At 40.4% G+C, this 13,379-nt stretch carries 10 protein-coding genes; 2 read left to right on the top strand and 8 right to left on the bottom strand.

What is annotated here, in order from left to right; translation table 11 throughout:
* Nucleotides 1-50 precede the first annotated feature (50 nt).
* Together BV60_RS0104855 and BV60_RS0104850 are read right to left on the bottom strand one after the other, a co-directional pair.
* Nucleotides 51-1,691 (bottom strand): sensor domain-containing diguanylate cyclase, encoded by a 1,641-nt coding sequence (locus tag BV60_RS0104855; RefSeq protein ID WP_029319919.1) that lies wholly within the window; start codon nucleotides 1,689-1,691, stop codon nucleotides 51-53.
* Nucleotides 1,688-2,335 (bottom strand): hypothetical protein, encoded by a 648-nt coding sequence (locus tag BV60_RS0104850; protein ID WP_029319918.1) that lies wholly within the window; start codon nucleotides 2,333-2,335, stop codon nucleotides 1,688-1,690. The genes BV60_RS0104855 and BV60_RS0104850 overlap by 4 nt, the downstream gene beginning before the upstream one ends.
* A 345-nt stretch (nucleotides 2,336-2,680) precedes the next feature.
* Between BV60_RS0104850 and BV60_RS0104845 the strand changes: the two genes are divergently transcribed.
* Nucleotides 2,681-3,400, top strand: coding sequence for a LytR/AlgR family response regulator transcription factor (locus BV60_RS0104845; protein WP_029319916.1), 720 nt, complete (start codon nucleotides 2,681-2,683; stop codon nucleotides 3,398-3,400).
* 183 nt (nucleotides 3,401-3,583) lie between these two features.
* Here BV60_RS0104845 and BV60_RS21700 read toward each other — a convergent pair whose 3' ends face one another.
* Genes BV60_RS21700 through BV60_RS0104815 form a run of 6 tightly spaced genes read right to left on the bottom strand, consistent with a single transcriptional unit; the run spans nucleotide 3,584 to nucleotide 11,922 of the window.
* Complete coding sequence (locus BV60_RS21700) at nucleotides 3,584-6,082, bottom strand: HD domain-containing phosphohydrolase (protein WP_051656523.1); 2,499 nt, start codon at nucleotides 6,080-6,082, stop codon at nucleotides 3,584-3,586.
* Nucleotides 6,083-6,101: 19 nt separating this feature from the next.
* Nucleotides 6,102-6,470, bottom strand: coding sequence for a response regulator (locus tag BV60_RS0104835; RefSeq protein WP_029319914.1), 369 nt, complete (start codon nucleotides 6,468-6,470; stop codon nucleotides 6,102-6,104).
* Nucleotides 6,463-8,289, bottom strand: a complete 1,827-nt coding sequence (locus BV60_RS24095) for an ATP-binding response regulator (protein WP_029319912.1) — start codon at nucleotides 8,287-8,289, stop codon at nucleotides 6,463-6,465. The genes BV60_RS0104835 and BV60_RS24095 overlap by 8 nt, the downstream gene beginning before the upstream one ends.
* Nucleotides 8,286-9,920 (bottom strand): ATP-binding protein, encoded by a 1,635-nt coding sequence (locus BV60_RS20915; RefSeq protein WP_029319909.1) that lies wholly within the window; start codon nucleotides 9,918-9,920, stop codon nucleotides 8,286-8,288. The genes BV60_RS24095 and BV60_RS20915 overlap by 4 nt, the downstream gene beginning before the upstream one ends.
* A 43-nt stretch (nucleotides 9,921-9,963) precedes the next feature.
* Complete coding sequence (locus tag BV60_RS0104820; protein WP_051656522.1) at nucleotides 9,964-11,520, bottom strand: carboxypeptidase M32; 1,557 nt, start codon at nucleotides 11,518-11,520, stop codon at nucleotides 9,964-9,966.
* A 33-nt stretch (nucleotides 11,521-11,553) separates the two neighbouring features.
* Nucleotides 11,554-11,922 carry an ACT domain-containing protein gene (locus tag BV60_RS0104815; RefSeq protein ID WP_029319906.1) on the bottom strand — a complete coding sequence of 123 codons (369 nt, stop codon included), beginning with the start codon at nucleotides 11,920-11,922 and terminating at the stop codon, nucleotides 11,554-11,556.
* A gap of 303 nt (nucleotides 11,923-12,225) precedes the next feature.
* Between BV60_RS0104815 and BV60_RS0104810 the strand changes: the two genes are divergently transcribed.
* A complete protein-coding gene (locus tag BV60_RS0104810) occupies nucleotides 12,226-13,326 on the top strand; it encodes a glycosyltransferase family 4 protein (RefSeq protein WP_029319904.1) in 1,101 nt (366 codons plus the stop codon).
* Nucleotides 13,327-13,379 lie beyond the last annotated feature (53 nt).

Below are 13,379 nucleotides of genomic sequence, written 5' to 3'. Positions count from 1 at the left end.
TTACGTTCAAGAAGTCATATTCATTTGTCACATTTATTGAATTTTAATAGTTACCCCATCTCAGCAAGCTTCATTTTCTGCTTTGCAACATACATTCTGGCATCAGCACGCTTGAATACCGACTCAACATTTGAATCAGTTTCGGGATCATATTTAACCATTCCCTTGGCGATGTTTATCTTCTCCCACTCGTTTGTTGTCTCCATGTTATGGCGTTCTGCCTCGACATCAAAATCTCTTAGGAGTTTGTAGCAGTTATCATAATCTTCGCCCTGCAGAATGACTACAAATTCGTCTCCTCCTATTCTGAATACAGGACTTCCTTTAAATATCCTGCAGGTAAGTCTGCATGCATTTTGCAGATAAATATTTCCGCGCTCATGGCCATAGGTATCATTGATCTTCTTAAGATTATTGGCATCAAATACGACAATGCCATATTCCTTATCGCCTTCCTGAAGATCCAGCTTTGATGCTGCATCATCATATGCGGTCTTGTTCTTAACCCCGGTAAGTGAATCATGATAAGCAAGTGAATTAAGATCATCAATATGGTGTTTCAAATGATGAACCATTTTTTCCATGGCATGTGTCAGTTCTCCGACCTCATCCTTGGTTTCCTTCGGGAATACCACTTCAAGTTTTCCATCATTGATCTCACGTGCCACACGCGCAAGGCTCTTAAGAGGACTTGTGATTCTGCGGCTCACCATTATGGTAAGGAACAGGAATGTAAACAGTACTAATATAGTAGAAATAATGACTCTTCTCATCAGCTCATTACTCATAGCCAAAATTTCTTTGACAGGAGCTGTGATTATAAGTCTCATACCATTGGACAATGTCCTGTAAGCAAGCTGTTTATCTATACCACCCATGCTATACGCAAGAGGTTCTGAGCCATTGCTCTCACTTTCAAAAGACATGTCGCCTTCAATACCCATATCTTCCATTTTAGTACCGGTATCAAAAAGAGGATTGTAATATACTAATCCTTCATTATCCACAAGGCACGCATATCCGGTCTCATAGCATTTAATAGCCTTTACAGTATCAATCATGCTATAAAAATCTATATCCATTCCGGCAATTCCGATAAGAACCCCATTTTCATAAAGAGGAACTATATAAGATATAAGATATTTTTCAAGATTAGCATTATGATACGGTTCAACCCATGTCGGTCCGCCCTTCCTTACAGGTTCATACCACCAGACAACATGCTCGATATCATCAGGATCATACAAATTGATATCCGTAGGCTGCATGTATGTAAAATCATCATTAACAGAATCCCTTATATATAGAAGGCCGCTGTCAGAAGGCATTATCTCCGGATTGTAATGCACATAGTATGAAACTGTTCCCGGCACATTCGCCGCTATATTGGAAAAAAGATTGGCAAGCTGCACAGTATAGCTATCTCTGTAAGCTTCATCACTGGCAAGCTTTTCAACAGAAAACAGACGCTCGACTGCATAATCCGCCAGAATATTAACAGCCTCCTCAGTGTTGAACAGGATTCTGTCTATATCATTGGTTTCAGTCTCGCAGGTCAGATTTAGAATGCGGGCGGAATCATAGTTTCCCACCTGCCTGAGTGTATAAATAGCCGTACCTCCGACAATAAGCGCTACCATCAGTATTGCTATTGTCGTGAGAAGAGTTATTTTTTCCTGAATCGATTTCATTTTTCCCTCATCTTATTGCTATCCATCATAAAAATAACGAAAACAGCGAGCATTATAATTATCAAGAAACTATAAAGGACAAGTTCAAGCGAATAATCGCCCCGGTTATTCATTTTATCTGATTTTGCCGTTTCTTCGTCTTCAATATCGACTGTGTCCCCTTCATCGGCATTATCAGTTTTAATCCTACTCTCTCCTCCGGCATCCGAATCTGATGTCTCTTCGTCTCTCTTAGCACCAAGAACAGCTTCTTTTTCACTGATTCTGAGCGTACCGGGACGAAGCTCAACGTTAACAAATTTATCAGTAACATTGAGTCCACTCGGATCATAAATTACATAATCTGTTACTATATTATTATTTTCTTCATTATCCTCCGGATACGTAACACTCCCCTCTGCTACCGCCTTATAGGTAAAGCCATCAGGTAATCCCTGAGCGGTAACATCTATCTGTTCAGTAAGTGGTGTGCCATCGAAAATCTTCTCAGCACTTGGTGCAGTAAAAATAACCTTGTTACGATAAACTCCGGAATCCCATGCCATGGCTCTGATACCACTGCATGGTAGCAGAACAACTGCGCAAATCGCAAGCAAAATACGCAGATGCGCAATTGCCCTACTTCCAAACACATTATTATTCATCTATCTCCCCATCACCTTTCGTACGGAAAATAAGACCCCATTTCCGTGACAAAATTTTACAATTTTAATTATACCAATAGTCATCAATCATATTTATACTGAAAATGAACAAAACATTTCAAAATTCGTACTTGACAATTATTATAAATATGCTAATCAATGTTCTCTGTGTGCTATTTTATGATAAAATATATTATGATAACTTCGAATCCCGTAGCAAACATTAGGAAGGAGCTTTTATTCGGTTTCCGAATATTTGTTAGAATTACGGGAGTTACTTGCATCGCAGTAATTCGTGTCATCAATAATGGGTATATTTATCTTTAATATTTGAGGGAGATACATATGAGTAGCTCTGATACTATGAAAATTGCAGTCTGCGACGATGAAATGGCTCAGAGACGTCAGTTACAGTTTCTTATTGAAAAGCATCGTCCCGGAACCGAGATCAATCTATTTGAATCCGGAGAAGCCTTTTTATCTGCTTTCCGTCCGGGTGTTTATGACCTGATATTTATGGATATTCTTATGCCGGGAATGGGCGGAGTGGATGCCACGACTAAAATTCGCAGCATTGACGCATCCGTCCCAATCGTATTTGCAACTTCCAGTCAGGATCACGCCATGGAAGGCTACAAAAATCGCGTAATCCGTTATCTCATGAAGCCCTTTGATCCTATTGAAGTCGGCGAAGTACTTGAGCTTGCCGCGCAGATGAAGGGAGCACAGGGTGGAGTATCCGTACGTATAGGCGGTAAGGATATGACTTTTTCCTTTGAAAAGATATGTTACGTGGAACAAAGCGCTCATACTCTTTATCTGCATATGGCAAACGGAGCAACCCTTCAGCTAACAGGAAAACTGGATGATATCGAAGCTCAGACTCCGGACGATTCCTTTATGAGGTGCCACAAGAGTTATCTTGTAAATCTCGCGCACGTAAAAAGCATCGACAAGGAGCTTCAGGTCTTTGAAATGAAGGATGGAGATTCTGTTCATATCAGAAGGGAAAGCCTTAGAGAGGCAAATAGAATGCTGGCGGATTATGCCATGAGAGATTTATAATTAATGAAGAAATGCCATCCATCGATGGCTAAAAATCATGCAGAATATTTTGATTTTAACAAAAGTAATATGATAATAGGGTCAAGAGGTCATAATACGATTATCCTTGAATAAATCGCATCATGACTTCTTGACCCTTAAAATTTGAGTAAGTAGTAATTCGTATCATCAATATAGAAAAATTTACATAGAACTTTCGTCCATCATACTTATAAGTACATCCACAAGTGCCGGATCAAACTGCTTTCCGCGGTTCTTCTCCAGCTCTTTTTTTATTCTGAGAGGCGGCATAACAGATGCATAGGCCCTTTCGGAAGTCATGGCATCGTAAGCATCCGCTATTCCTATAATCCTTGCCTCTATAGGTATTTCTTCACCGGCAAGACCGTCGGGATATCCCGTTCCGTCGTATCTTTCATGATGCCATCTTGCGCCGGTAGCAAGTCCCGGCATTTCCGATATATTTCTTAAAATCTCATAGCCGATTATAGGATGCTGACGAACAATCTCAGCCTCTTCCTCCGTCAGGATATCAGGCTTCCTAAGGATTTTTTCAGGTATTATCAGTTTCCCTATATCATGAACAAGCCCCATATAATAAATATTCTGCTGCTCCGAATCGCTTTTTCCAAGCCTCCTTGCTATCTCCATGGAGTATTTAGCAACTCTGAGGGACCTGCCGGGATTATTTATATCCCTTGAATCAACCGTATTTGCAAGAGCCATAAGTATCTGAGCGGACAGACCTGTTCCGGAAAACTCACTGAGCTCAGCAATCGCAAGCTCATTTTCACTTGCTTCTTCGTTATTGGATATTCCGGCCTGCCTGTATTCCTTAAAACCTTTTCGCAGGTCCTCGCAAAGAAGTTCATAGTGCTCTTTAAGTGCAGGGTGTTCTTTTCTTACAAGTTCCGTATTTCCTTCCTTAAGCGCATTTTCAAGTCTTAATGCTTCCTCTGATAAAGCATCCGCGCCTATGGTTTTTGCTGTACTTTTAAGAGTATGAACCGAAATAAGATATTCCTCAAAGTCTTCTTTTTGCAGAAGTTCCTCCAGCTCATCTCCCTTTTTATTCTCAGCAAATATTTCAAGCTGTGATAAATAGAACTCTTCATCTCCCATGCAAAAGCCAAGAGCATCAGTCACATTAAGTACCGAAAATATTTCAGCAAGGGTTCGTCTTTTGCGGACTGTCTGTCCTACCCTTTCTTTGTCTTCTTTTTCCTTATTTTCCTTGTTCTCCATATAGAAAAGGTGCTCTAAGGATGCTCTTCTCTCAATAAGCGCCGTTGGCATAATATCTATCAAAAGATCATACAGCTTTTCCGCAACGACAGGTTTTGTCAAATATGCATCAAAGCCAAGCTCCTTAAACCTTTCCTCATCGCCTCTTAGGCCTCCCGCTGTCAGCATGATAACGGGAGCACTTCTGCTAAGTCTCTCTTCTCTCATAATGCTAAGTGTTTCAACACCATCCATTATGGGCATCATGTGATCCATGATAACAAGATCGTATGTCTTCTTTCGAAGCTTCATAAGTGCCTTCTGACCATCAACCGCAGTATCAATACGGGCATCGGTTTTATTCAGGATCTTTAGCAAAAGATCAACATTCATGGCATTATCATCAACCACGAGAACATTTGCCTTGGGCATTATTGGAACTATTATCTCCTCCATGTCTGTCTCAAGGAGCGCAGAATAATCAAACAAACTGCTGATATCCACATCCTCGCCCGGATTTTGCGCAATAAGATTAAGCAGGTTATTAAAAAAAGCAAGCAGGGTCTCGCCCGCACCTTTTATCTTTGCTGCATACTCGGATACCTTTACATCATTTGTGTGTTCCAGGATCAGATTATCAAAACCAAGAATTGAATTAATAGGAGTCCTTATTTCATGGGACATCTGTGACAAAAATTCGCTCTTTGCTTCATTGGCTTCTTCAGCCTTTTTTCTTGCTTCAAGAGCAGCCTTCTCGGCACTTTCCAGTTTCCCGATGGTCCTTTCAAGCCTGTGATAATCCGGTGTCTCAAGCGTAAAAAGAAGTACAAGAAGTGCAACTGATGCAGAAAAGAAAATAAGAACCACATGTTTTAAAACAAACATCTGCACCAGATAAATTGTAATAACTATGAACGTTGCAATAACTATACTGAAAAGCTGAAGTAATGTATAGCTTTTCCTATTCACGCTTACAAAGCCCGCCGCAAGTAGCACATAGTATGCGGGAAGAAGAAATGAGCAGGCCAAATACATCATGCCACGTGTGTAACCATCCTCAAGGGTATAAGCAAATACATTTCCGGTATAAACATTCTGAACCAGTAGGAAACACTGCCCGATTATTACCGCAAGATTTATCTTGTATAAGAGTGTATCCTTAATACCAACATTGGCACAGGCTACTATGTACTCAGCATAGGAATTTGCGGCAACTGTTGCCGAAAGAATATTAAAAGCATGTGCGGTATAATGTCCTGCAGGCGGCACATAAACCGCATACATTTCAACCAGAACCGTTGCAACTTCAATCATTGTCGCAGCAGTAAGAAAATACGCAAAGCGCCTGAACGCCTTGGTAGTTCTGTAGGAATCCGTATAGGTCAGCTTCAGAAAAACGCAAATTATAATATCATATAAAATCGCTGATAAACCAAAGGACAAATTATGTAACAGCATCTTTCTCCCTCATCCCCTATCAGGCATACATACTGATTGCAGCCTGTAACATATTGAATTCGACAGGCTTCTCAATATAATTTGAAAAACCGCTGTCTTTTAAAAAGCTTTTTTCAAAATCGCTCTCTCTTCCGAGCACAATAGCGTTAGTGTCGGCATTACCCGAAGGATTCCCACTGATTATCATCTTCATCAGTTCGTCACCCTGCCCATCCAGCAGATAATAGTCAACAATAATAAGGTCATATTTTTCAGCTTCCAGCTTTTTTATTGCATCCGCAAAGCCCTTCGCTTCTTCTGCTTTCACGTTATCTATTCGACGGGTAAGCTCTTTAAGATACATTCTTTCTATGTCGGAATCATCAACAATAAGTATTTTTTTATTCACCGGTCTCCACCTGTAGCCTCTCGTATAGTGCATTTGCTATATCGTTTCGTTCCTGCGCAAAAGCCCCTATTCTCTCACGAAGAAGATTGAACTCCCTCTTTTTACATAAGCTCTCGAGCCTTTCCGCCATTTTAACCAGCTTATCAGCACCAATGAGCTCAGCCTTATCTCTCTCAGATCTTATAAGAGCCATGCACTTATTGTAATCCGAAGTCCTTATAGCAAGTGAAATATCACTGCCGACTTCCTCTTCCGAGTACTCCATGAGTATCTTCTTGTACAGCTTGATATCATGAAGTGTATATTCTCTGGCATCCGCAACCCTTACCATAGGAAGCTTTTCCTGTAAATTCTCCCAGAAACTGACATCCATATCACCGCTAATCTTTGAATTATTAACAGAAAGAAATTTCTCAAGTATATCCGTAACCTTATCCTCAGAAAAAGGTTTGGTCAGATATGCGGCAAAGCCTTCCTTTAAATACTTCTCCTCTTCCCCGACAACAGCGTTTGCTGTCAGCATAATGACAGGTGTATTGTCACAGAGCTTTTCATCTCTAAGTTGCCTGAAGGCTGCTATTCCGTCTAGTACAGGCATCAGATGGTCCATGAAAATAATGTCATAGCGAAACTTTCTGACCTGCATGATAGCCTGCTGCCCATCAGAAGCCGTATCAACCGTAAATCCCATAGGTGCCAGAATCCTTACCAGAAGATCCAGGTTTAACGGAGTATCATCAACCACAAGAATTCTCATATCGGAGGCACCTATGATTCCTCTTCTGCCAACCTGCTCTTCCGGCCCAAGAAACTCATTTTCATCAACCTTATCTATGAGGTCAGCCATGGAAGGAAGTCTTCTTGGACCATTTTCCCCTGTCTCTTCAGAAACATAATTCAGTACATTTTCAAAGAAGGTAAGAAGTCTCTTGGCGGATATTTTCACACGTCTTGTATACTCCTTGGTGGCTTCCTCATTTGTATCTGCAAGTATCAGATTCGAATAACCCATAATAGCATTCACAGGTGTTCTGATATCATTCGACATCTGAGCAAGAAATCTTGTTTTTGCATGACTCGCCTCAGTCGCTCTTATGCTTGATGCTTCTAGTTCTCTCTTTGATATGGAAAGCTCCTCAAGAGTTTTGGTAAGCTTTACATAGTCGGGTGTTTCAAGTGTAAGGAAAATTACAAGTATAGCGATTGAAGCAGCAAAAAAAGTTACCAGAAGGTCCCTGTAGAAAAACATCTGAAGCGAGTACAGTGTGACCATAAATCCAAAGGTTGCCGCAAGTGCATACTTCATTTTTCTGGCATAGCTCTCACCATGACTTAGAATAAATACGCCTCCGCTCATGATGTAATACAGCGGATATGCATAGACAACAAGAGTAAACAGAGGGCCTGATATCATATGTCTGTCCGGAGAATATGAAAATACCGTTCCAGTAAAAAAATTCTGAATGAGAATGGCTGAATATATCAGCAAAAGTACCCTGTTTATAAAGGCTCCCGTAGTCTGATAATACTCTTCACCAACATATGAAATAACGTATCTTACAAACTGATACGCTCCGAATGTTGCCAAAGCGTAGTTTAATGTATTAATGGCATACATCGAAACAGGTGGAAGAACAGACTCATAGGCCAGCATGACCGCATCAACTACGTCGATGATCGTACCAAAGAACACAAGATATGACAGAAGCTTAAACTCTCTGTTCACTCTCGTATTATCCGTATATCTGATTTGGAAAAATACGCACAATATAAAGTCCAGCGGGATTACCGCCAACTCGAGAAAGATGTTGAATTTCAATTTACCTGCTCCCTTTGTGCCAGAATATTGAGTGCCTCCTGCAGCTTTTCATCCGTCGCAAGAAGCGGAGTATCTGAAGATCTTTTTCTTATATAATCATTAATCTTATTACTGTTTCTGATTATTTTTTCATGAGGAAGATACTTTGAAAGTATTGTTTCCAATTCCTTGTATACTATAGGTTTCAGGAGATAATCCGAAAAACCGAGTTTTTTATATTCACTCTGCACATCCTGAAGTACACCTGCTGTCAATGCTATAACAGGTGTAGCAGAGTTATGTGTGCGCTCTTTTGCCCCATCTTTATTGCCACCTTGTTTATCTTTGTTCTTAGCCTTTTCCTGAACTCTGCGATGAAGCATCATATTGGAACGGCGACTTTCTTTTCCACCTAAGTCATTTTTTGACTCACCGCGAAATCTTTTTATCATATCTTTGCTTCTAATTTCCGGAAGGTTTAGATCAAGGAATATAAGATCATAATCATTGTTCTTGGCAAATTCCAGAGCTGTTGCTGCAGACATTGCAGAATCAACCTGAATTCCCGTACCGTTAAGAAGTCCTTCCATAACCGCAAGATTGAGTTCCGCATCATCAGCAACAAGCACTCTCGCCTCAGGTGCCTTGAAGCTGATCTCAAAATGGGTCTTATCAATGACGTTACGAGCATAGCCCTGGGCAAAATCTCCGATGGATTCAGGACCTGCAACTCTCTGTTTTATGGAAAAGTGGAAATTACTTCCCTCTCCGTAAATACTCTCCACCTGCAATTCCGAGTCCATGAGAGAAAGTATCTTTCTTACAATTGAAATGCCAAGTCCGCTTCCCTCTATGCTTCCAAGCCTGTCCTCATCGATTCTCTCAAAAGGCTCATAGAGTTTTTTTATGTCCTCTTCCTTTATACCTATTCCGGTATCTCTTACCGCAACCTTAAGGAGAATGGTATCCTTACTTAAGCTTTCAAAATCAACGGAAAAGTCTATCTCACCTTCCTGCGTATATTTCACGGCATTCGTAAGAATATTGGCCATACATTGTTTCAGCCTGTTTGCGTCCCCGTAAAGTCTCCTTGGCGCATTTTTGTTTATGAATCCCTTTAACTCAAGCCCTTTAGCAAGTGCTCTTGGACGTATAAGGCTCATCATATCCTCAATCACAGTACCAAGGTCATATTCTGAAACAAAGAGCTCCATTTTCCCCGCTTCAATTCTCGAATAATCCAGCGAGTCGTTTATTAGTGCCAAAAGAGTGTTACCGGCAGACCTTATGTTATAAGCATACTGCCTTAGTGCAGGATCGTTGTACTCCCTAAGTATCAGCTCATCATAGCCAAGGATTGCATTGATAGGTGTCCTTATCTCATGTGCCATATTTGCAAAATATTCCATTCTGCGTTTGGCGTCCTCTTCATCAATCTGTTTTTGCTTACGAAGTGTCTCATAAGCACTGTCCCTCTGACTGGTCATGTAGGTGTAACCCGCCAGGACCAGAAAAAGGGAGAAAACAAGCGTAAAGAACAATACCCATAAGATCTCCCATCTGTAAGCTATAGCTACTCCGCCCAGAAAGAGGCTTACGAGCATCAGGGTCACATATCCTATGAACTTTACTCTATATGCTATATTTTTCATTATTTATGCAAAATCCACTCTTTAATATATTTGTTGTCTGCTGTCAGATTTCATATAAAGCGGAATACTTTTCCTCCAGATAATCGAGGAAATCATCGGCAGTAAAATCTCTTCCGGTTATGTCTCTTATCCAATCAGAAGGTGAAAGCCTGTCTGCTTTCTTAAATACATTCTCCTTCATCCAGTTATTTATGGTATCAAAGTCTCCGTTTAACACTGACTTATCTATATCTATCTCGTTCTTCATGCGGTTGTAATACATGGCATTGTACATATTTCCCATTGAATATGTCGGGAAATAGCCAAAGCCTGATGACCAGTGAACATCCTGAAGAACACCCTCTCTGTCATTTTCCGGAGATACCCCAAGATACTCCTCATATTTTTCCTTCCATCTGCGTGGAATATCGTTTATATCTATATCTCCGTTTATGATTTCCTTTTCAATCTCGTATCTGATTATGATATGAAAAGTATAGGTGAATTCATCAGACTCCGTACGGATAAGCGAAGGCTGCACCACATTTATAGCCTCGTAAAACTCTTCCTCGGATACTCCCTCCATAGCCTCAGGGAATATTTCACAGGTCTTGGGATATATAAGTTTTATAAAGCTTCTTGATCTGCCTATTCTGTTCTCATACATTCTTGATACCGACTCGTGCATACCAAGAGTTTTTCCGCCCTCTATGAAATGGTCATAATTTTCCTCAGGCTGAAGCATTTCAAACAGAGCGTGTCCGCCCTCATGTATGATTGAATACATACTTGCGGCAAAATCGGTCGGATAATAATGTGTCGTGATACGGATATCATTTCTGCCCATCCAGTCTGTGAATGGATGCTCGGAGGTTGAATATGCACCTCTTGTAAGATCGTAGCCAATGACGTCTATAAGATATTCCGTCATCCTTCTCTGCTGCTCTTCCGTAACCTCCTTATGCATGAAGTCGGTACGTATCTTCTTTTTGCTGCCCATTATTTTCTTAAGAAGAGGTACCAGTCTCTCTTTACAATGCTCAAAGCATTCATCAAGCTCTTCGATGGTAATTCCTCTTTCATAATCGCCTATGAGCTGCCCGATAACATAATTCTTGTCCGAAGGATCAAGGCTCTTTGCATCCTTGCCCAAATCCTCTACATCAGCAGGATCGCGGAGTTTTATCATCTCTATGTTGGCATCTCTTACTTTTTTAAGAGATTCTGAAAACATGGAAAAATCCGAATTCTTTCTTGCAGCAGACCAGTCAACAAAAGCCTTGTTCATTATCCTTGAAAATTCAAGCTGTTTCGCTGCCGTTATATTTTTAGTCTTTGCGTAAGCCCTGTGGAGCTGCTCTGCAAGAACTCTGTCAAATTCTTCAAGCTCATCTTTGTGTGTGTAAAGATACTCAGCATCATCTATAAAAACCGGATCCTTTTGAAGCTTAAAGACCTGATTCTGCAAAAAGGCAGTAATCTCACCCTGCTCCTCCATTCCTTTTTCAGGGCAGATTGTCTCCTGATCATATGTCAAAATGCGGCTGGCATGCGAATACATCTCCGCCTCCCTAAGCACAGCCTGTACATGTTCAAGTTTCTTTTTTATTTCTGCATTCATTTTCTGATAATCCTTTCGATTTATTTTTTGGTATCAGTCTGTTATCCTGTACCCTTTCTCCTCAAGAACCTCCAACGCCTTGTCAAAATCACTGTTCTTTACAAGTATATAATCAGTATTATAGGTAGATATCGCAAAAACACCTATGTTATTCTTTGCAAGTGCCGAAGAGATTTTTGCCAAAATTCCAATAAGTGTAAAGTCAAGCTTCCCCTCTATTCTGAAAGCACGAAAACCATCGCTTCTCTCGGTTGTGTTTCCGGGAACATCACAGGTCCTGCAGACAACAGATATCTCTTCATCCGTCTTACTTACAAACATGAAATCCCTGCTAAGATCTGTCTGTTCAAGATTTTCCACCTTACATACCGAAAAATCACTGTCTATCTTTTTTAATTCCATGATTAAATCTCCTCATCTAAATGCAAGTTTTTTATCTGACCAAATGCTGTCGGATGTCCGTTTTTTGGTGATAAAAATCTAAGTATATTCTACCACAATTATGCGCTATAGTTATATATGAGCGCTGCTTAGAATACCTATGCCAACCGATAACTTAACTAAAAAGGATATGGATGGTATTATGGTGGTATAGATTCCTGTTTTCCTTCAGAAAAACGGTATCCGTTTGATAGCAAAATTACTGAATGCAATTATGAAAAATTCATTCGGGAATCCAAAATTACAGAAAAAAAGAGAAGTGAAATGTCGAATTCAAAGCTAAAAATATGCATGATAGTCCAGGATCCCAATGTAAAAGGCGGAATTGCCGCAGTCACAAGCGGTTACTATAATAGTCGCCTTGAAAAGGATTTTGATATAACTTACGTTGAATCCTACCGTGACGGGGGAAAATTTTCAAAACTCATAAAGGCTCTTAAAGCCTATCGGGAATTCCGAAAAGTCCTAAAAACCAACAGACCGGATGTAGTCCATGTTCACTCTTCCTTCGGTCCCAGTTTTTTCAGAAAATATCCCATAATTCATATGGCCCACAAGGCAGGAATCCCTATTGTTAACCATATTCACGGTTCTGCCCTCGATGAGCTCTACACAAATGCACCAGCCTGGAAAAAAAGGATGGTAGAAAAGAGCTATGGAGAATGCACCAGACTTATTGTTTTATCTGAGGATTGGAAAAAGAAAATATCAGCAATAGTGCCTGCAGACAAAATAGAAGTTATTCCAAATTACAGCGTGATTGTTCCCGAGATGATCTCTGATAAAGTGATGCAGGAACGTTTTGAGAAAAAACAAATATTATATCTTGGACGCTTTGATGATCTTAAAGGGGTCGTTGATATCCCTGCAATAGCAGATATAGTAAAGAAAGAATTTCCAGAAGCCAGATTTGTACTTGGCGGAACGGGTGAAACACAGCCTACTGAAAATGAAATAAAAAGACTGCATTTGGAAGATACAGTCATACTCCCGGGTTGGATAAGAGGCGATGAAAAGATAAAGCTTTTAAAAGAAAGTTCTATCTTCCTTCTCCCCTCTCACATGGAAGCAATGCCCATGTCCATTCTTGAAGCTATGGGCTATGCACTTCCTATCGTATCCTGTGAGGTCGGAGGAATTCCACGTGTTGTATCCAAAGATATAAACGGAAAACTATATAAACCCAAGGATGTTACCGGAATGGCTTCGGGAATAATTTCCTATTTCTCCGACAAAGCATCCTGGGAAGAAGCAAGCAGGCAGAGCCTTAAGCTCGCCGATGAAGGTTACAGCTTTGATTCGCATATCGATAAAATCGAAAAAATCTATCGTGAGGTTTCCTTTAGTACATCATTTGCGAAATAACTATCGAAGTATATTTGCATAAAAACGCAGGCTGGCAACTATAGCCAGCCTCA

The sequence above is a fragment of the Butyrivibrio sp. AE3004 genome, from assembly GCF_000703165.1.
In the GTDB taxonomy this organism is placed as follows: Bacteria; Bacillota; Clostridia; order Lachnospirales; family Lachnospiraceae; genus Butyrivibrio.
Note: the sequence above shows the minus strand (reverse complement) of the source record. Positions and strands in the feature narration are given on the sequence as shown.